Source organism: Streptomyces lomondensis (genome assembly GCF_014651035.1).
Lineage (GTDB): Bacteria > Actinomycetota > Actinomycetes > Streptomycetales > Streptomycetaceae > Streptomyces > Streptomyces lomondensis.
The window spans coordinates 1045269-1062645 of the sequence record NZ_BMWC01000001.1 but is presented as its reverse complement, the minus strand read 5'-3'; the positions used below and the strand labels follow the sequence as shown (position 1 = coordinate 1062645).

General features: G+C 73.0%; 15 protein-coding genes and 2 pseudogenes. 10 read left to right on the top strand and 7 right to left on the bottom strand.

What is annotated here, in order from left to right:
• Positions 1-76: 76 nt before the first annotated feature.
• The 5 genes and pseudogenes from IE255_RS04560 (at position 77) to IE255_RS04540 (ending at position 4755) form a co-directional block, all read left to right on the top strand.
• Positions 77-1162, top strand: a complete 1086-nt coding sequence (locus IE255_RS04560) for a FecCD family ABC transporter permease (RefSeq protein ID WP_190048777.1) — start codon at positions 77-79, stop codon at positions 1160-1162.
• Positions 1162-1980, top strand: a complete 819-nt coding sequence (locus IE255_RS04555) for a heme ABC transporter ATP-binding protein (RefSeq protein ID WP_190049352.1) — start codon at positions 1162-1164, stop codon at positions 1978-1980. Before IE255_RS04560 ends, IE255_RS04555 begins: the two co-directional genes overlap by 1 nt.
• Positions 1938-2885: pseudogene (gene efeB / locus IE255_RS04550) on the top strand (iron uptake transporter deferrochelatase/peroxidase subunit); the annotation flags it as partial. The gene IE255_RS04555 and the pseudogene efeB, both read left to right, overlap by 43 nt.
• 6 nt (positions 2886-2891) lie before the next feature.
• Positions 2892-3800, top strand: a pseudogene (gene efeU, locus IE255_RS04545) (iron uptake transporter permease EfeU); the annotation flags it as partial.
• Positions 3763-4755 carry an SCO2278 family lipoprotein gene (locus tag IE255_RS04540; RefSeq protein WP_190048775.1) on the top strand — a complete coding sequence of 331 codons (993 nt, stop codon included), beginning with the start codon at positions 3763-3765 and terminating at the stop codon, positions 4753-4755. The pseudogene efeU and the gene IE255_RS04540, both read left to right, overlap by 38 nt.
• Before the next feature lie 33 nt (positions 4756-4788).
• Here the strand turns inward: IE255_RS04540 and IE255_RS04535 are convergent, their stop codons facing one another.
• On the bottom strand, positions 4789-5523 hold the full coding sequence (locus IE255_RS04535) for a bifunctional DNA primase/polymerase (RefSeq protein WP_190048774.1): 735 nt from the start codon (positions 5521-5523) through the stop codon (positions 4789-4791).
• A gap of 209 nt (positions 5524-5732) precedes the next feature.
• On the opposite strand from IE255_RS04535, the gene IE255_RS04530 reads away from it, so the two are divergent.
• Complete coding sequence (locus IE255_RS04530; RefSeq protein ID WP_190048773.1) at positions 5733-6587, top strand: glycerophosphodiester phosphodiesterase; 855 nt, start codon at positions 5733-5735, stop codon at positions 6585-6587.
• Here the strand turns inward: IE255_RS04530 and IE255_RS04525 are convergent.
• Positions 6566-7207 carry a TetR/AcrR family transcriptional regulator gene (locus tag IE255_RS04525; protein WP_190048772.1) on the bottom strand — a complete coding sequence of 214 codons (642 nt, stop codon included), beginning with the start codon at positions 7205-7207 and terminating at the stop codon, positions 6566-6568. The two genes, IE255_RS04530 and IE255_RS04525, sit on opposite strands and share 22 nt — an antisense overlap.
• Before the next feature lie 119 nt (positions 7208-7326).
• Between IE255_RS04525 and IE255_RS04520 the strand changes: the two genes are divergently transcribed.
• Both IE255_RS04520 and IE255_RS04515 read left to right on the top strand, forming a co-directional pair.
• Positions 7327-7530, top strand: coding sequence for a DUF6243 family protein (locus IE255_RS04520; RefSeq protein ID WP_190048771.1), 204 nt, complete (start codon positions 7327-7329; stop codon positions 7528-7530).
• Positions 7531-7652: 122 nt separating this feature from the next.
• Positions 7653-9011, top strand: a complete 1359-nt coding sequence (locus IE255_RS04515) for a S28 family serine protease (protein WP_190048770.1) — start codon at positions 7653-7655, stop codon at positions 9009-9011.
• Here IE255_RS04515 and IE255_RS04510 read toward each other — a convergent pair.
• The 3 genes from IE255_RS04510 to IE255_RS04500 are packed head-to-tail and all read right to left on the bottom strand — an operon-like array spanning position 8998 to position 12466.
• Positions 8998-10002, bottom strand: coding sequence for a small ribosomal subunit Rsm22 family protein (locus tag IE255_RS04510; protein WP_190048769.1), 1005 nt, complete (start codon positions 10000-10002; stop codon positions 8998-9000). The genes IE255_RS04515 and IE255_RS04510 overlap by 14 nt on opposite strands.
• A 38-nt stretch (positions 10003-10040) precedes the next feature.
• Complete coding sequence (locus IE255_RS04505; protein ID WP_190048768.1) at positions 10041-11216, bottom strand: serine hydrolase domain-containing protein; 1176 nt, start codon at positions 11214-11216, stop codon at positions 10041-10043.
• Entirely contained in the window at positions 11168-12466 is a 1299-nt protein-coding gene (locus IE255_RS04500; RefSeq protein ID WP_190048767.1) for a multidrug effflux MFS transporter, read from the bottom strand. The genes IE255_RS04505 and IE255_RS04500 overlap by 49 nt, the downstream gene beginning before the upstream one ends.
• An 86-nt stretch (positions 12467-12552) precedes the next feature.
• On the opposite strand from IE255_RS04500, the gene IE255_RS04495 reads away from it, so the two are divergent.
• A complete protein-coding gene (locus tag IE255_RS04495) occupies positions 12553-13587 on the top strand; it encodes a Gfo/Idh/MocA family protein (protein WP_190048766.1) in 1035 nt (344 codons plus the stop codon).
• Here the strand turns inward: IE255_RS04495 and IE255_RS04490 are convergent.
• Entirely contained in the window at positions 13574-15214 is a 1641-nt protein-coding gene (locus IE255_RS04490; RefSeq protein WP_190048765.1) for an alkaline phosphatase D family protein, read from the bottom strand. The genes IE255_RS04495 and IE255_RS04490 overlap by 14 nt on opposite strands.
• Positions 15215-15348: 134 nt before the next feature.
• Here IE255_RS04490 and IE255_RS04485 point away from each other — a divergent pair, with 134 nt between their 5' ends.
• Positions 15349-16107, top strand: coding sequence for an SDR family oxidoreductase (locus IE255_RS04485; protein WP_190048764.1), 759 nt, complete (start codon positions 15349-15351; stop codon positions 16105-16107).
• A 268-nt stretch (positions 16108-16375) separates the two neighbouring features.
• Here IE255_RS04485 and IE255_RS04480 read toward each other — a convergent pair whose 3' ends face one another.
• Positions 16376-17362: an aldo/keto reductase gene (locus IE255_RS04480; protein ID WP_190048763.1), complete on the bottom strand. Its 987-nt coding sequence runs from the start codon at positions 17360-17362 to the stop codon at positions 16376-16378.
• Positions 17363-17377 lie beyond the last annotated feature (15 nt).

The following is a 17377-nucleotide window of genomic DNA, read 5'->3' as shown; positions in this document are numbered from 1 at the left end:
CATCGCCCGGGCCAGAGCCAGCCACTAAAGTAAGGCTAACCTAAATTCCACTCACCTCGACCTGAGAGCGGCGCCGATGACCGTACTGGAGAGGCCCACGACGACCACGCCGCCCGACAGCCCGCCCCGAAGACGGCACCCGACGGCCTGGCTGCTGACCGCCGGACTGGCCGCCGCCCTCCTCGTCCTGGTCCCGGTCGCCGCCGGCACCGGCGCCTACCCCGTCCCCGTCGCCGACGTCCTGGCCTCCGGGCTGCACCGGCTCGGGCTCGGCGGCGGCGAGCTGGACCGGGTCGCCGAGTCGGTGCTGTGGAACGTGCGGTTCCCGCGGATCGTGCTGGCCCTGCTGGTCGGCGCCTCGCTGGGCTGCGCGGGCGCGCTGATGCAGGGCGTGTTCGGCAACCCGCTCGCCGAGCCGGGCGTTATCGGCGTCTCCTCCGGCGCCGCCGTCGGCGCGGTCGCGGCGATCGCCCTCGGCCTGAACGTCCTCGGCACCTGGACGGTGCCGGTCCTCGCCTTCGCCTCCGGGCTGCTGACGGTCCTGCTCGTCTACGCGATGGCGCGTTCGGGCGGCCGTACGGAGGTCGTGACGCTGATCCTCACCGGCATCGCGGTGAACGCCTTCGCGGGCGCGCTGATCGGGCTGTTCCTCTTCGTCGCGGACACCGCGGCCGTCAACCAGATCACCTTCTGGCAGCTGGGCTCGCTCTCCCAGGCGACCTGGCCGAAGGTGCTGGCGGTCCTGCCGTGCGCGGTCATCGGCCTGGCCGTGGCGCCCCTGTACGCCCGCCGTCTGGACCTCCTGGCCCTCGGTGAGCGTCCCGCCCGGCATCTGGGCGTGGACGTGGAGCGGCTGCGGATCACGCTGGTCCTCGTCATCGCGCTGCTGACGGCGGCGGCCGTGAGCGTCTCGGGCGTCATCGGCTTCGTGGGCCTGGTGGTCCCGCACCTGCTCCGGATGGCCGCCGGCCCCGGACACCGCTTCCTCATCCCGGGCAGCGCGCTGCTCGGCGCGCTCGTCCTGCTGGCGGCGGATCTCACGGCCCGTACGGTCGCCGCGCCCGCCGAACTCCCCCTCGGGGTGCTGACCGCTCTGCTCGGCAGCCCGTTCTTCTTCTGGCTGCTGCGCCGCACCCGGCGCCGACAAGGAGGCTGGGCGTGATCCGCCTGCGTGCCCGACGCCCCGTCCCGCCCGCCGCGCCCGTGCCCGGCGACGTCCTGGCCGAGACCCGGGGCCTCCATGTCCGGCTCGGCGCCCGCGAGGTGCTGAAGGGCGTCGACCTCACGGTCCGCGCCGGGGAGGTACTGGCCCTGGTCGGCCCCAACGGGGCGGGAAAGTCCACCCTGTTGGGCGCCCTGGCGGCCGATGTCCCGCCCGCGCAGGGGCTGGTCCTGATCCACGGCCGGCCTGCGGCGGACTGGTCCGCACCCGACCTGGCCCTGCGCCGAGCGGTCCTCCCCCAGTCGGCGACGCTCTCGTTCCCCTTCACGGTGGCGGAGGTCGTCCGCATGGGCAGGGCCCCGCACGCCGCCTCCCCTGCCGCCGACGACCGGGCGGTCGCCGCGGCCATGGCCGCCACCGAGGTCACGGCGTTCGCCGCCCGCCCCTTCTCCGCGCTCAGCGGCGGCGAGCGGGCCAGGGTGGCACTCGCCCGGGTCCTGGCCCAGCAGACGCCCCTCCTCCTGCTCGACGAACCGACCGCGGCCCTCGATCTGCGGCACCAGGAGCTGGTGCTGCGCCTGTGCCGGTCCAGGGCGCACGCCGGTGACGCGGTGGTCGTGGTGGTGCACGACCTGGGAATCGCCGCGGCCTACGCGCACCGGGTCGCGCTCCTGTGCGCCGGTCGCGTCGCGGCGGAGGGCACACCCGCCGAGGTCTTCTCCGAGCGAGCGCTGTCCGACGTCTACGGCCAGCCCGTCGAGGTCCTCCCGCACCCGCGGACGGAAACGCCGCTGATCATCCCGAGACGAGACCTTTGACCCTGCTTGGCCGGACCATGGGGGCGATTTTGAGCCACTTGAAGCCCTCCCGCCTGACCCTCACGCTCGGTTTCGGCCCGAGCCTGTTCGGGAAGTTCGGCCTCGCGGACCACCGCCCGGAGGCCCTGGTCGACCTGCCGAAGTTCGCGGGCGACAACCTGGACCGGACCCGCAGCGGCGGCGACCTGTGCGTCCAGGCCTGCGCGGACGACCCGCAGGTGGCGGTCCACGCGGTCCGCAACCTGGCCCGCATCGGCTTCGGCAAGGTCGTCATCCGCTGGTCCCAGCTCGGCTTCGGCAAGACGTCCTCGACGACGCCCGAGGCGCAGACCCCGCGCAACCTGATGGGCTTCAAGGACGGCACGCGCAACATCGCGGGCACGGAAACGGCCCGTCTGAAGGAGTTCGTCTGGGTGGACGAGAAGGACGGCCCGCCCTGGATGACGGGCGGCTCCTACCTCGTGGCCCGCCGCATCCGCATGCACATCGAGACCTGGGACCGCACCTCGCTCCAGGAGCAGGAGGACATCTTCGGCCGGGACAAGGGCGAGGGCGCACCGGTCGGCAGGGCGAAGGAGCGCGACGAGCCGTTCCTGAAGGCCATGAAGCCCGACGCGCACGTCCGCCTGGCGCACCCCGACTCCAACCAGGGGGCGACGATCCTGCGCCGCGGCTACTCCTTCACGGACGGCACGGACGGTCTGGGCCGGCTCGACGCGGGCCTGTTCTTCCTGGCCTACCAGCGGGACGTCCGCAAGGGCTTCATCCCGATCCAGCGCAACCTGGCCGCGGACGCGCTCAACGAGTACATCCAGCATGTGGTTTCGGCGGTCTTCGCCGTCCCGCCCGGCGTCCGCGACAAGGACGACTGGTGGGGCAGCACGCTGTTCTCCGAGGAGACGTGAGGGACCGTGTTCTCCAACTATCTGATCGGTCTGCGCGAGGGCCTGGAGGCCAGTCTCGTCGTCTGCATCCTCATCGCCTACCTGGTCAAGACGGACCGCAGGGACGCGCTGAAGCCGATCTGGGCGGGCATCGGCGTCGCGGTCGCCCTCGCGCTCGGCTTCGGCTGTGCCCTCGAATTCGGCTCCCAGGAACTGACGTTCCAGGCACAGGAGGCGCTCGGCGGCTCCCTGTCGATCCTCGCGGTCGGGCTGGTGACGTGGATGGTGTTCTGGATGCGCCGTACGGCCCGGCACCTCAAGTCGGAACTCCACGGCAGGCTGGACGCGGCGCTCGCGGTGGGCACGGGCGCGCTGGTCGCCACGGCGTTCCTGGCGGTGGGCCGCGAAGGCCTGGAAACGGCCCTGTTCGTCTGGGCGTCGGTCCACGCGGCGAGCGACGGCACGCCCAAGCCCCTGCTGGGCGTCGCCCTGGGCCTCCTCACGGCGGTCCTCCTGGGCTGGCTCTTCTACCGCGGCGCCCTGCGCATCAACCTGTCCAAGTTCTTCACGTACACCGGCGGCATGCTGGTCGTGGTCGCGGCAGGCGTCCTGGCGTACGGCTTCCACGACCTCCAGGAGGCCGACTTCCTGCCCGGCCTCACCGACAAGGCCTTCGACATCTCCGGCACGATCCCTCCCGACAGCTGGTACGGCACCCTCCTGAAGGGCGTCCTCAACTTCCAGCCCGACCCCACCACTCTCCAAGTCACGGTGTGGCTCCTGTACTTGCTCCCGACCCTGGCCCTGTTCCTCGCCCCCACCCCACCCCACCCCCGCCCGACCGCCGGAGGCACCCGGTAGGGTTCGCCTCCGGAAAGGGGAAGGTGAAGGGAACCCGATGACCAGGGATCGCGACCCTCGATCGCTCCGCAGGCACGCCCGGAGCGCCCTCATAGCGGCCTCGGTGACCGCTTTGTCGCTGACCGCCAGTGGTTGTGTCGTCGTGCACGGCGAACGGGAGATCCTCCCGTCCACCACCCGCGCCGAAGCCGCCAAGGCCCTCCAGGAGTTCACGACCGCGTACAACGCGGCCGACAAGGCCTACGACCCCGGTCTGGACGCCGACCACACCACGGGCGCCCTCGCCGACATCGACTCGGCCCGTCTGAAGGCCGGGAAGACGAACAACCCGGGCGGCAACCCCAACCACACGCCCCTGGAGCTGACGGACGCGAAGTTCACGATCCCGAAGAAGGCCGGCTGGCCCCGCTGGTTCCTCGTCGACGCCGCCGGCAACAAGGGCGGCGCCGCCCGCTGGCTCCTCGTGTTCACCCGCAGCAGCCTCGACGACCCGTTCCAGGTGGCGTACCTGACGCTCGTCGCGCCCGGCAAGGTCCCGGAGTTCAGGAAGGACGCCGACGGCTGGGCCGAGCCGGTCCCCGTGAACGCCACGGACCTGGCCGCCGGGCCCGCCGAGCTGAGCCAGACCTACACGACGTACCTGAAGAACGGCGGGGACACCTTCACGGACGGCCCGCACACCAGCCAGTGGCGAACCCTGCGCCAGAAGAACGCCAAGAAGCCGGGCCTGGTCACCCAGTACATCGACGAGCCGCTGACGAACGGCGACTACGCACCGCTGGCGCTGCGCACGGCGGACGGCGGCGCGCTGGTGTTCTTCACCACGCGGCACTACGAGAAGCAGACGGCCTACGCGGGCACGTCGTTCCCCACCCCGAACAAGGACGTCCTCGCGCTGACGAAGGGCGAGATCAAGCAGTCCCTCATGATGGAGTTCGTCTCCAACGAGGTCGCGCTGGACCCGAAGGGCCCGGGCAAGGTGACGATCCTGGGCAGGATCCAGGGCATGACCTCCGCGGAGGGCTCGTAGCCAAGGGCCCCACCGCCTGGTTGAACCAGGGCCTCAGTGCCGCAGCGGCCAGCCCGCCCCGGCATGGTCGGTGCCGTCACCGACGTACCGCCCGCAGACCTCCGTGAGCACCTCCAGCAGGCTCAGCGGATCCGGCAGCTCGTGCTCGGGCCCGCGTACCCACCGCACCGTCTGGTCCTCACCCGGCAGCCGCGCCGGCGGTACGAGGACGTAGGAGCCCCGGCAGTGCCAGCGCAGCCCGGGGTGCTCGTCCATCGTCTCGGGGTGGCAGTCCAGTTCGCACGGCCACCACTCGTCCTCGTCCTCGGGCGTCCCGCGGGTGAGCGTGAAGAACAGCATGCGGCCGTCGTCGCTCTCGGCGACCGGCCCGACCTCGACACCGCCGGCGAGCAGCCGCTCCAACGCGTCGCGACCGGCGTCGAGGGGCACGTCGAGGACGTCGTGCACCATGCCGGTCGCGGTGATGAAGTTGGCCTGCGGCTGGTGGCGGGCCCAGCGCTCGATCTGGCCGCTGTCGGTGGTGGACTGCGTCTGCCAGGCGAAGGACACCGGGTGCCGGGCCGGGGTGGGACAGCCGACGCGGTCGCAGGAACAGCGGTAGCCGAGCGGGTGGGCGGCGGGCGCCAGGGGCAGTCCCGCGCCGGCGGCGGCGAGCAGCAGGGCCTCACGGCCGCCGTCCCCGGCGGTCTCCTTCGGCCGGCGCCCGGCGCGCAGCCACTGGGTGAGTTTGCCCTGAAGGCCGGTCCGGCCGCCGAACTCCGCGCTCATCAATCCCCTCGCCTCGCCGTCGTGCGGAACAGCATGCCCTATGGTCCCATCTTCCCGCGCACCGGGGGGCCAGTGCCCACATCCGGGGCAGGAGGGTCGAGACGGGTACCGGTGGGGCGAGGCATATGCCGCCGGGACGAGGCGCACTCCGCGCACCATCGGGTGTCATTGCCCGCTTTACCAGGACATGGCGTCCTACCGTGGTCGCCATGGTCACAAGGATCGCGCTGACGGGCCTGGCCTCCGTGGCTTCCGTGGTCTCGCTGACCCTCACGGGACACGGCCCCGGCCCGAGCCCGCTGGAGTGGGGCACCGGCCCGCTGACGGTGGCGGCACTCCCCCGGATCACGTACGTCGCCCACCGCGGCGGCGCCCGCGAGGTCCCCGAGAACAGCATGTCGGGCCTGATGACGGCCTACGAGCGCGGTACGGCGCAGGTGCTGGACTTCGACACGCGGCTGCTGCGCGACGGCACGCCGGTGGTGTTCCACGACGAGACCCTGAACCGCACGACCTATCTGGGCGGCGCGGTGCGCGGCCTGGACGCCCGGGAGTGGCAGGGCGTACGGCTGCGCCCGAAGGACGCGCTGCCCGGGAGCTGGCGCTCGGAACGGCCGCCGACGGTCGCGGAGGTGCTGGATCGTTTCGGCGGGCGGATCGTGCTGATGCTGGAGGCGAAGGACCCGCGGAGCCTGGACCGGCTGGCCGGGCTGATCCGGGCCCGCGGGCTGACCCGCTCGGTCTTCGTCAACTCCAACGACCCGGAGGTGGCCCGGCGCGTCCACCGCCTCGGCCTGCTCGCGCAGTTGTGGCGCTCGGCGGAGCAGCTGCGCACGGACCGCCCCGAGCGCTGGCGGTCGTACGTCGATCTCCTGGACGTGGACCACCGGGCGCGCGACGCGGACCTGCTGCGGGCGGTGCGCTCGGGGATTCCGCGGGTGTGGGCGCACACCGTGGTGACGGACGCGCAGCGGGACCGTGTGCTGGCGCTGGGCTGCGACGGCGTCATCACGGACGCGCCGGGACGGCTGGCCCGGGCCGCTCAGCGGGGTGCGAGGCCGTGAAGGGCGTAGTCGACGAGGGTGTCGGTGTACTCGTAGGAGATCGGGCCCGTGTGCTGCAGCCAGCGCTGGGCGAGCGGGGAGATGAAGAACTCCAGGGCGATGCGCGGGTCGATGTCGGCCCGGACCTGCCCGGCGTCCTGCGCGGCGCGCAGCCGGCCGATGTAGAGGTCGAGTGAGAACTGCATCAGCTTGGCCACGAGTTCGCGCCCGAGCTGCTCGTTGACGACGCCCTCGGCGGCCAGGGCGCGGGAGGGCGCCTCGAACCTCGGGTCGCGCAGCTGGTCGACGGTGGCGCGCAGCACGCTCTTGACGTCGGCGGCGATGTCGCCGGTGTCCGGGAAGGCGTACGGCTCCGGCCCCGCTTCCCGCATGGACTGTTCGCCCAGGTCGAGGAAGGCCTCCATCAGCACGTCCGCCTTGGACGACCACCACCGGTAGATCGTCTGCTTCCCGACGCCGGCGCGGGCGGCGATGCCCTCGATGGTGGTCTTCGGGTAGCCGACCTCCACGACGAGCGCCAGGGCGGCGTCGTAGATGGCGCGGCGGGACTTCTCGCTGCGGCGGGTGGCGTCGGGGGCGGGCTTGCCGGGGGCGGACCGGGCGGGCTTCTGGACGGACATGGGTCGAATTTATCAGGTTGACAAGACGGAGCGTCTCGCGGACAGTGGAGAGGTATGCACGAGACGAACCGTCTCGTCGCGGTGAGGTCGCGTCGACGGACGCGGGAAAGGAGCCCGAGATGGCCCGAGGCGGAAACCTGCTGGGTGTCGGAGGATCGCGCCAGAACCTGGGCCGCAAGGCGCTGCGCGGCGGCGGCCGGGGCGGCCGGATCGGCGGCGGACTCGATCCGCAGGCCCAGAAGCGGGAGCTGCTGCGCAAGCTCCAGGAGGAACGACAGCAGCGGGAACAGCGGGAGGGCGGGACGACCGACCGGTCGTCGTGAGTCGTGAGCCTCCCCCGCCCGGGGGAGGCCGTCCCCTCGCGCGCGGGATCCTCCCGGGACGTCCGGCGGATGTACTGAGGCGGTCGCGGCCCCGCGACCGACGGACACCGGGAGGACTCACGATGCGCGTGTGGACGAGACGACGGCTGCTCACCTCGGCGGCCTCGGCGGTCTCTGCGGCGGGCCTCGCCGCCACGGCGGCCGTACCCGCGCGGGCGGCGGCGGCCGGAAGGCCCCGGCCGGGGGACGGCGACATCGTGGCCGCCTTACGGGCGCTGCCCGGACTGCGGCTGATCGAGGAGCGGCAGGACGCCGAACCGGGGTACCGGCACCTCGTCCTGGGCCTGCGCCAGCCGGCCGACCACACGAACCCCGCGGCCGGCACCTTCGAGCAGCGCCTCACCCTGCTGCACACCGCCGCCGACCGGCCCACGGTGCTGTTCAGCACGGGCTACCACGCCGTCCTCACCCCGCGCCGGACCGAACCGGCGGTCCTGCTGGGCGCCAACCAACTCCAGGTCGAGCACCGCTACTTCGGCACCTCACGCCCGGCGGGCCCCGGCTACGCGCACCTCACGATCCGCCAGGCCGCCGACGACCACCACCGTGTCGTCCGCCTCTTCCGCCGGATCTATCCGAGCGCGTGGATCTCCACCGGCGGCAGCAAGGGCGGCATGGCGAGCGTCTACCACCGCCGCTTCCACCCCCACGACGTGGACGGCACGGTGGTCTACTCGGCACCGAACAACGTCGACGACCGCGACGACTCGGCCTGCCTCCGCTTCCTGGACGCGGTCGGCACCCCCGCCGACCGCGCGGCCCTCGCGGCGGCCCAGCGGGCGATCCTGCTGCGCCGCGCCGACCTGGTCGCCCGCTACGAGGCCTGGGCGGCCGGCAGCGGCGACACCTTCCGTATCGTCGGCAGCGCCGACAAGGCTCTCGAAATCGCCGTCCTGCGCGTGCCGTTCATGTTCTGGCAGCGCGGCACGGCGGCCGACGTCGCCGCGATCCCCGGCCCGGGGGCGACGACCGGCGAGCTGTACCAGTGGCTGGACGACACGGCGGGGCTGTCCCTCTACGCCGACGCGGCGGCGCGGCGGTACATCCCGTACTGGTACCAGATCGGCACGCAGCTGGGGTACGGCAGCGTCCCCACCGCCCACCTCGCGGACCTGCTGCGCCACCCGGACGGCATCGAGGCGCGCAGTTTCGTCCCCCGGGACGTCCCCCTGCGCTTCGACCCGGCCGCGATGCCCGACATCGACCGCTGGGTGCGCCGTCGCGGCAGCCGGCTGCTGTTCGTCAACGGCTCCCAGGACCCCGCCGTGGCCGAGCACTTCCGGCCCGGCGGCCCGGACTCGCGGGTCCTGTGGGTGCCGGGCGGCAACCACAACGTCGACATCGCGGACCTGTCCCCCGCCGACCGGGCGTCGGCGCAGGACGCGTTGTTCCGCTGGGCCGGTCAGGTCATGCCCGCCTGACCTGAGGGTCGGAGGGCGGCCAGGGGTCTCCCCAGTCCGCGTCCCGGGCCGCCTTGTACAGGTCGCCGTGGCGTTTGGTGACCGTGGTACGGCGCAGGGACGGTTCGGTCTCGCACAGGTCGAGGAGGACCTGGCCCTTGCGGATCTGGGGGCGCCGGACGATCCGGGAGGGTGCCGGGGCGACGGGGAAGCGGGCGGCGGAGACGTAGCTGAACTTCTCGTCCTCGTAGGCGAGGGAGCCGCCCTTGACCTGGCGGTGCAGGGAGGAGCGGCTGACCCGGGCGGAGAAGTGGCACCAGTCCGTGCCCGGGGCGATGGGGCAGGTGTCGCTGTGCGGGCAGGGGGCGGCGACGTGGAAGCCGGCGGTGACCAGCCGGTCGCGGGCCTCGATGACGCGGGCGTAGCCGTCGGGGGTGCCGGGTTCCACGATCACCACGGCCTGTGCGGCGGCCGCGGCGGCGTCGACGAGGGCGATGCGGTCGGGGGCGGTCAGCTCGTTGAGGACGTAGGAGACGGTGACGAGATCAGTGCTCTCCAGGGTGAGCGCCGCTCCGATCCGAGAGCGCTGCCACCGTACGTCCCGCAGGGCCGGGTCGGCCGCGGCGATCTCCCGGCCCAGGGCGAGGGCGGGCTCGGCCCAGTCGAGCACGGTGACGGGCCGCTCCCCGCCCCAGGTCGCACTCACGGCCCAGGCCGCGGCACCCGTGCCGCCGCCGAGATCCAGGTGCCCGCCGGGCACCCAGCCGGGCACGGCCTCCGCGAACGCCTCCAGCGCCGACCGCACCGCCTCGAAGGTCGCGGGCATCCGGTAGGCCGCGTAGGCGGCGACGTCCGCGCGGTCCCGGAGGATCGGGGCGTCGGTCGGGGTGGCCCCGCGGTAGCTGGCGATGAGCCGCTCGACGGCCTGCGCGGCCTGCCGGGGCGGCAGCCCGTCGAGCAGACCGGCGAGTGCGGCACGGAGGGTTTCGGCCGGGGGTGCGGGGGCGTTCACCCGGTGATTCTACGAGGGACGAGGCGAGAGCACCGCTCTCACCTCCCCCGCAGCGCCCGGGCCACCCGTGACCCCGCCGCCGCCCTCGGGGCGCTGTCCGGTCGGCGGCGGCGGGGGTGGACCGCGTTGGTGAGGAGGATCAGGAACGTGTCCGTGGCCGGGTCGAGGACGAGGGACGTGCCCGTGAAGCCCGTGTGGCCCGCCGCGCCCCGCCCGGCGAGGTCGCCCATGAACCACGGCTGGTCGAGGACGAAGCCGAGCCCCGGTGGGGTGAAGAGGAGGTCGACGAAGTCGGGGCCGAGGATGCGGGCCGGGCCGTAGGCGCCGCCGGCGAGGAGGGCGCGGCAGAACACCGCGAGGTCCCGGCCGGTGGAGAACAGGCCCGCGTGGCCCGCCACACCGCCCAGCGCCCAGGCGTTCTCGTCGTGCACCTCACCCCGCAGCATCCCCCGGTCCGCCTTGGCCCACGGCCGCCGCTGGTCCTCCGTCGCCGCGGCCTCGGGGCAGGGCCCGAACCGGGTCGCCGTCATGCCCAGCGGCCGGGTGATGCCGTCGTGGAAGAGGACGTCGAGCGGGCGGCCGGTGACGCGTTCCAGGACGTGCTGGAGGAGGAGCATGTTCAGGTCGGAGTAGCGGTACGTGCCGGGCGCGCCGACCGGCGGTTCCGCCTGGAGCGCCGCCAGTCGCGCGGCGTCGTCGGCGCAGTCGTACAGCGGGAGTTCGGGCCGCAGCCCGGAGGTGTGGGTGAGCAGCTGCCGTACGGTGATGCCGTGCCGGGCCGCCGCCGTGAAGTCGGGCAGGTATGCCCCGACCCGGGCGTCCATGCCGAGCGTGCCGCGCTCGATCTGCTGCACGGCGGCCACGGACGTGAACAGTTTGGTCAGGGACGCCAGGTCGAAGGGCGTGCCGACGGTCATCGGGACGCGGTCCTCGGGGGGCAGTTCCACGCCGGCGTCGGCGTCCTCGTCGTAGGCCGCGTAGCGGACGGCCCAGCCCGCCGCCTCCTCGACCGCGATCACCGGACCGCGCCCGACGACCAGGACGGCGCCCGGTGCCCAGGGGCGCTGCCCGGTGGTGAGGACGTGGACCTCCCGGACGAGCCGGCGCAGTTCCGCGGGGTCGAGTCCGGCCCGTTCCGGCGTGCCGTCGCGCAGTCTCGGTGCGCTCAGCTGTCCGCTCCCTCCACACTCGCGCGGGCCCTCCAGGGACGGCACATTCCCACGAAGCAGGCCAGTGCCACCAGTGCGGCGGCCAGTTGGACGACGGCCATCGGGAGGGCGGTGTCCTCCCCGGCGACGCCGACGAGCGGGGAGGCGATCGCGCCGACGAGGAAGGACGACGTGCCGAGCAGGGCGGACGCGGAGCCGGCGGCGTGCCTGGTGCGCATCAGGGCGAGGGCCTGGGTGTTGGGCAGGGTGATGCCCATCGCGGACATCAGCACGAACAGCGCGACGGCGACGGGCGCGAGGCCGACCTCGCCGAACACGCCCAGGGACATCAGCAGCAGCGCGGTCGCGGCGGTGATGACGATCGCGAGGCCGGTGCCCAGCACGCGGTCGAGGCTGACCCGGCCGACCAGGACCTTGCCGTTGATCTGGCCGACGACGACCAGCCCGACCGAGTTGACGCCGAACAGCAGGCTGAACGTCTGCGGGGAGGCGCCGTAGATCTCCTGGATGACGAACGGGGACGCCGAGATGTAGGCGAACAGGGCGGCGAAGGCGAAGCCGCCGGTGAGCATGTAGCCGGTGAAGGAGCGGTCGGCGAGCAGGCCGCGCATCGAGCGGAGGGCCTCGCCGACGCCGCCGCTGTGCCGTTCGGCGGGCGGCAGGGTCTCGGGGAGCTTCGTCCAGACCAGGACGCCGATGAGCACGCCGATGACCGTGAGGACGGCGAACACGCCCCGCCAGTCGGTCACGCGCAGGACCTGCCCGCCGATCAGCGGCGCCACGATGGGGGCGACCCCGGAGATGAGCATGAGGGTGGAGAAGAAGCGGGCCATGGCCATGCCGTCGTACAGGTCGCGGACGACGGCCCGCGCGATGACGATCGCGGCGGCGCCCGCGAGGCCCTGGGCGAGCCGGAAGGCGACGAGGAGTTCGACGGTGGGCGCGAGCGCGCACAGGACGGTGGCGACGACGAAGACGGCGAGCCCGGCGAGCAGCGGACGGCGGCGCCCCCACCGGTCGCTCATCGGCCCGACCACGAGCTGGCCGAGCGCCATGCCGGCCAGGCAGGTGGTCAGGGTGAGCTGGACGGTCGCGGCGGGGGCGTGCAGGGCCCGGGTGACCTCCGGCAGGGCCGGGAGGTACATGTCCATCGCCAGCGGGGGTACGGCGGTCAGACTGCCGAGGAGGAAGGTGACGAGGAGACCGGTGCGGCGGTGCGGTGTGCGGTCGGGCCGCTCCGTCCCGGCTGCGACCCCCTGCACGGTGTTCGATATGGACGCCCCACCCTCGGGCATGAGTCCCTCCCTTTTCGAGTCGATCGCCACCTATGCTCTCAGCTCGTACGGAGTGCTCGGGGTCACGAGGCGGAGGCGGGGCGGGAATGACGGCGGACACGGTGCGGTGGGGGATCCTGGCGACCGGAGGGATCGCGGCCGCGTTCACCGCGGACCTGATCGACCTGCCGGACGCGGAGGTCGTGGCGGTGGCGTCGCGGTCGGAGGAGTCGGCGAAGGCGTTCGCGGAGCGGTTCGGGATCCCCCGGGCGTACGGCGACTGGAACACGCTGGCGCGGGACGAGGACATCGATGTCGTCTACGTCGCCACCCCGCACACGGCGCACCGGACCGCCGCCGGCCTGTGTCTGGCGGCGGGGCGGAACGTGCTGTGCGAGAAGCCGTTCACGCTGAACGTGCGCGAGGCGGCGGAACTCGTCGCGCTGGCGCGGGAGCACGGGCGCTTCCTGATGGAGGCGATGTGGATGTACTGCAATCCGCTGGTGCGGCGGCTGAAGGCGCTGGTCGACGACGGCGCGATCGGCGAAGTGCGCACGGTCCAGGCCGACTTCGGGCTGGCCGGGCCGTTCCCGCCCTCGCACCGGCTGCGGAACCCGGAGCTGGGCGGGGGCGCGCTGCTCGATCTGGGCGTGTATCCGGTGTCGTTCGCGCAGCTGCTGCTCGGGGAGCCGTCGGATGTCGCGGCGCGAGCGGTGCTCTCCGAGGAGGGCGTCGACCTCCAGACGGGAGCACTGCTCTCCTGGGAGAGCGGCGCTCTTGGTTCAGTGCACTGCTCCATCGTGGGCGGTACGGCGACCTCCGCCTCGGTCACCGGCTCCAAGGGCCGTATCGACATTCCGCACGGCTTCTTCTTCCCGGACCGTTTCGTGCTGCACCGGGACGGCCGCGACCCCGAGGAGTTCACGGCCGACCCGGCGGACGGGCCCCGCAACAGCCTGCGTCACGAGGCGGCCGAGGTGATGCGCGCGGTGCGCGTCGGTGAGACCGAGTCGCCGCTCGTCCCGCTCGACGGCACGCTCGCCGTGATGCGGACGCTCGACGCGATCCGGGACCGCGTCGGCGTCCGCTACCCGGGCGAGACCCCGGACGAGGACCTCACGGCGGAGCTCACGCCGGCTTGAGCCCCTGCTCCCCCACCTGAGTCACGAAGGACGCGGCCGTCGTGACCGGCGCTCCCTGCCGGGTCACGTACGGCACGGTCTTGAAGTCGGCCCGCGCCGACTCCTGTCCGAGAGCGACGGTGACGTAGCCGCGCCGTCCGTTGAAGAACTTCAGGTGCGGGTTGGCGGACATGTAGGTGTCCCAGGTGGCGGGCTTGTCGGCGCCGTCGCGGCCGCTGGAGATGGAGGTCGCCACGATCTCGGTGCCGAGGGTGGCGGAGTTCTGGTCGTCGAAGTCGTCCTTGATGTCGAAGGCGTAGGCGGCGTGCACGTCGCCGCTGAGCACCATCAGGTTCTCGACGCCGGCGGCCTTCGCGCCGTCGAGGACGCGCCGGCGGGAGGCGCTGTAGCCGTCCCAGGCGTCCATCGACACCCGTGACGGGGTGGTGGCGTCCATGTGCCGCCGGGCGAACAGGACCTGCTGCGGTACGACGTTCCACAGCGCCCGCGAGGCGCGCCAGCCGTCGAGCAGCCACCGCTCCTGCGTCGCCCCGGTCATGGTGCGCGCCGGGTCGTCGGACTCGGGGCCGGGGACGTGTGCCTTGTCGCCGTAGGCCTGGTCGGAGCGGTACTGGCGGGTGTCCAGGACGTCGAACTGGGCGAGGCGGCCCCAGTGCAGGCGGCGGTAGAGCCGCATGTCCGGTCCGGCGGGGCGCTGCGGCTGGCGCAGCGGCTGGTTCTCCCAGTAGGCGCGGTAGGCGGAGGCCCGGCGCAGCAGGAACTCCTCCGGCGGGACGCTGTTCTCGGGGATGTCGTCGGCGTAGTTGTTCTCGGTCTCGTGGTCGTCCCAGGTGACGACGAAGGGGTGCGCGGCGTGCGCGGCGCTCAGGTCGGGGTCGGACTTGTAGAGGGCGTACCGCAGCCGGTAGTCCTCCAGGGTCAGCGTCTCGCGGTCGAACAGGCCGGGCAGGGTGCGGTCGGTGTAGTTGCGCTGGCCGCCGACGGAGTTGACGGCGTACTCGTAGAGGTAGTCGCCGAGGTGGAGGACGAGGTCGACGTCGTCGGCGGCGAGATGGGCGTACGGCGTGTAGTAGCCGTCGTGGTAGGCCTGGCAGGAGACGGCGGCGAGCGTGAGGGCCGGGACGCGGCTGCCGGGGTCGGGGGCGGTGCGGGTGCGGCCGGTGGGGCTGATCCAACGGCCCACGCGGAAGCGGTAGTAGAAGACGCGGCCGGCCTCCAGGTGGCGCGCCTCGACGTGGACGGTGTGGTGGAACTCGGGGTGGGCGGTGGCGGTGCCGCGCCGGGCGATGCGGCGGAACCGCTCGTCGTGGGCCAGCTCCCAGTGGACGGTGACGCGTTCGGCGGGCAGTCCGCTGTCGGCCTGGAACGGGGCGGGCGCGAGGCGGGTCCACAGGATGACCGAGCCGGGCAGCGGGTCACCGGAGGCGACGCCCAGCGTGAACGGGTTCTCGGTGATCCTCGCGGCGTCGAGTTCGGCGGCGGCCGCGACTCCCGGGGACGGCAGGTTGGTCGCGAAGGCCAGCGCGGCGGCGGCGCCGGTGGCGGTGAGGAAGCGGCGGCGGCCGATGTGCCGGGCGGCCGCGCGGAGTTCGGGGGCATGCTGGGACGGGCGTGCTGCGGGTGTCATCCGGTCCTCCCCTGGCGAATGGCTGCACGGGGCATTGGAGTGGCCGGGGACGACTCCCGATTGACACGTACACAGCACGCGCATGACGGACGGATGAGTTCCGGATGGCGGGCCCTCCTCTACGCTGCGAGCCCATGAATGCGAAGGAACACGGAATCGCGGTCGTGACCGGGGCGGGCTCCGGCATCGGCCGCGCGGTCGCCGCGGAACTGCTGCGCGCGGGCTGGTCGGTGGCGCTGGCGGGCCGGCGCGTCGAGACGCTGCGGGAGACGGCGGCCCTTGTGCCCGGGGGCGCGGCTCTCGCCGTACGGACGGACGTGTCACGGCCGGAGGACGTGGCCGCCCTCTTCGCCGCCACCGTCGAGCGGTTCGGCCGGGTCGACCTGCTGTTCAACAACGCGGGCACGTTCGGGCCCGGCGGGGTGCCGGTCGAGGAGCTGTCCTACGAGGCCTGGCGGCATGTGGTGGACACCAACCTCAACGGGGCGTTCCTGTGCGCGCAGGCGGCGTACCGGCAGATGAAGGAGCAGGACCCCCAGGGCGGGCGGATCATCAACAACGGCTCGATCTCCGCGCACACGCCCCGTCCGCACTCGGTGGCCTACACCGCGACCAAGCACGCGCTGACCGGCCTGACGAAGTCGCTGTCGCTGGACGGACGGCCGTACCGGATCGCCGTGGGGCAGATCGACATCGGCAACGCGGCGACCGACATGACGGCCGGTATGCGGACGGGGGCGCTTCAGGCGAACGGCGAGGTCGTCCCGGAGCCGGTGATGGACGTCGCGGACGTGGCCCGCACGGTGCGGCACATGGCGGAGCTGCCGCTGGAGGCGAATGTGCAGTTCGCGACCGTACTCGCCACGACGATGCCGTACGTCGGACGCGGCTGAGCGCGGCACCGGCGGCCGTCAACGCGTCAACCTCTACAAGCGGAATAGCAACGTCCGCACCATTGCGGCCGGTCGGGCGCTTATGCTCAACTCCCCTACACGAAAGCTTCACAGTTGGGGCAGCGAGCTTCCGTCAGGCCACACCCAGGGGGGAGCGGCAGTCGTTCCACGGCACCGGGTGGGGGTGGGCCCCGCGTGGGACCGCGGGGTACGCACCGGTGCGCGTGGAACGACTGCCGCATACGTCAAGGGCAAGGTCCCGTAATGATCAGCGCCCGAGCAGCCGGTCGACCTCGGCCAGTTGCGCGCCGGTCAGCGCCCCCTTCTCCAGCGCCCCCGCGTTCTGCTCCGCCTGGGCGACCGAACGGAAGCCGGGGATGGGGATCGTGCGCGGACTGCGCGCCCACAACCAGGCCAGGGCGCCCTGGGCGAGCGTGCGGCCGTCGCTGGTGAGGACGTCCCTGAGGGCGTCGACGCGGGCGAGCCACTCCGGGTCCGCGCCGGATCCGTCACTGAAACCCTGGAGCCAGGCCGGGGGCCTGCTGCGGATGTCCCCGGCCTCCAGCGGCTGCCCGTCCCGGCGCTTGCCGGTGAGCAGCCCCATGGCGAGGGGACTGCGGTTGATGCTCGCGAGGCCCGCCTCCTCGCACAGCTTCAGCATCGCGGGCGCGTCCTGGAGGACGTTGAGAGCGTGCTGGACGGCGGCGCAGTGCGGCCCCTGCGCGAACACGGCGGCGCGAGCGGGGTCGTCGGTGCTCCACGCGTAGGCGCGTATCAGCCCCTCGCCGACCAGCTTCTCGCACTCGTCCCGGAGCAGGGCGGCCTGCTCGATGTCCGCGTCGGAGAGATGGAACTGGTAGAGGTCGACGTAGTCGCTGCCGAGGCGGCGCAGGGACGCGGTCAGGGCGCGGCGAAGATGGGCCGGGGAGTCGTCGCCGCCGGTGAGGGTGCGGGTGTCCTCGTCGAACACGTTGCCCCACTTGGTGGCGACGACGACATCCGCCCTGCGCTTGCCGAGGGCCCGGCCGAGCACCCGTTCGCTGTGCCCGGCGCCGTAGGTGTCGGCGGTGTCGAAGAAGGTGACGCCCAGGTCGAGGGCGCGCCGCACCGCCCGTACCGACTCCTCGTCGTCGACCTTGCCCCAGCCGAGCGGCTGCCCGTCGGCCGCCTGCCATTCGCCGCCGATCGCCCAGCAGCCGAAGCCGAGGGCGCTCACCTCGATGCCGCTGCGTCCCAGCGGCCGTGTGGTCTCCATGAGCGGGGATGCTAG

Excerpts from the sequence above, each read along its gene's own strand:
- IE255_RS04515 (WP_190048770.1), top strand. The coding sequence starts at position 7,653 with ATGCGCGTGTGGACGAGACGACGGCTGCTCACCTCGGCGGCCTCGGCG.
- IE255_RS04525 (WP_190048772.1), bottom strand. The coding sequence starts at position 7,207 with ATGTCCGTCCAGAAGCCCGCCCGGTCCGCCCCCGGCAAGCCCGCCCCC.
- IE255_RS04480 (WP_190048763.1), bottom strand. The coding sequence starts at position 17,362 with ATGGAGACCACACGGCCGCTGGGACGCAGCGGCATCGAGGTGAGCGCC.
- IE255_RS04500 (WP_190048767.1), bottom strand. The coding sequence starts at position 12,466 with ATGCCCGAGGGTGGGGCGTCCATATCGAACACCGTGCAGGGGGTCGCA.
- IE255_RS04490 (WP_190048765.1), bottom strand. The coding sequence starts at position 15,214 with ATGACACCCGCAGCACGCCCGTCCCAGCATGCCCCCGAACTCCGCGCG.
- IE255_RS04520 (WP_190048771.1), top strand. The coding sequence starts at position 7,327 with ATGGCCCGAGGCGGAAACCTGCTGGGTGTCGGAGGATCGCGCCAGAAC.
- IE255_RS04530 (WP_190048773.1), top strand. The coding sequence starts at position 5,733 with ATGGTCACAAGGATCGCGCTGACGGGCCTGGCCTCCGTGGCTTCCGTG.
- IE255_RS04485 (WP_190048764.1), top strand. The coding sequence starts at position 15,349 with ATGAATGCGAAGGAACACGGAATCGCGGTCGTGACCGGGGCGGGCTCC.
- IE255_RS04540 (WP_190048775.1), top strand. The coding sequence starts at position 3,763 with ATGACCAGGGATCGCGACCCTCGATCGCTCCGCAGGCACGCCCGGAGC.
- IE255_RS04495 (WP_190048766.1), top strand. The coding sequence starts at position 12,553 with ATGACGGCGGACACGGTGCGGTGGGGGATCCTGGCGACCGGAGGGATC.
- IE255_RS04560 (WP_190048777.1), top strand. The coding sequence starts at position 77 with ATGACCGTACTGGAGAGGCCCACGACGACCACGCCGCCCGACAGCCCG.
- IE255_RS04535 (WP_190048774.1), bottom strand. The coding sequence starts at position 5,523 with ATGAGCGCGGAGTTCGGCGGCCGGACCGGCCTTCAGGGCAAACTCACC.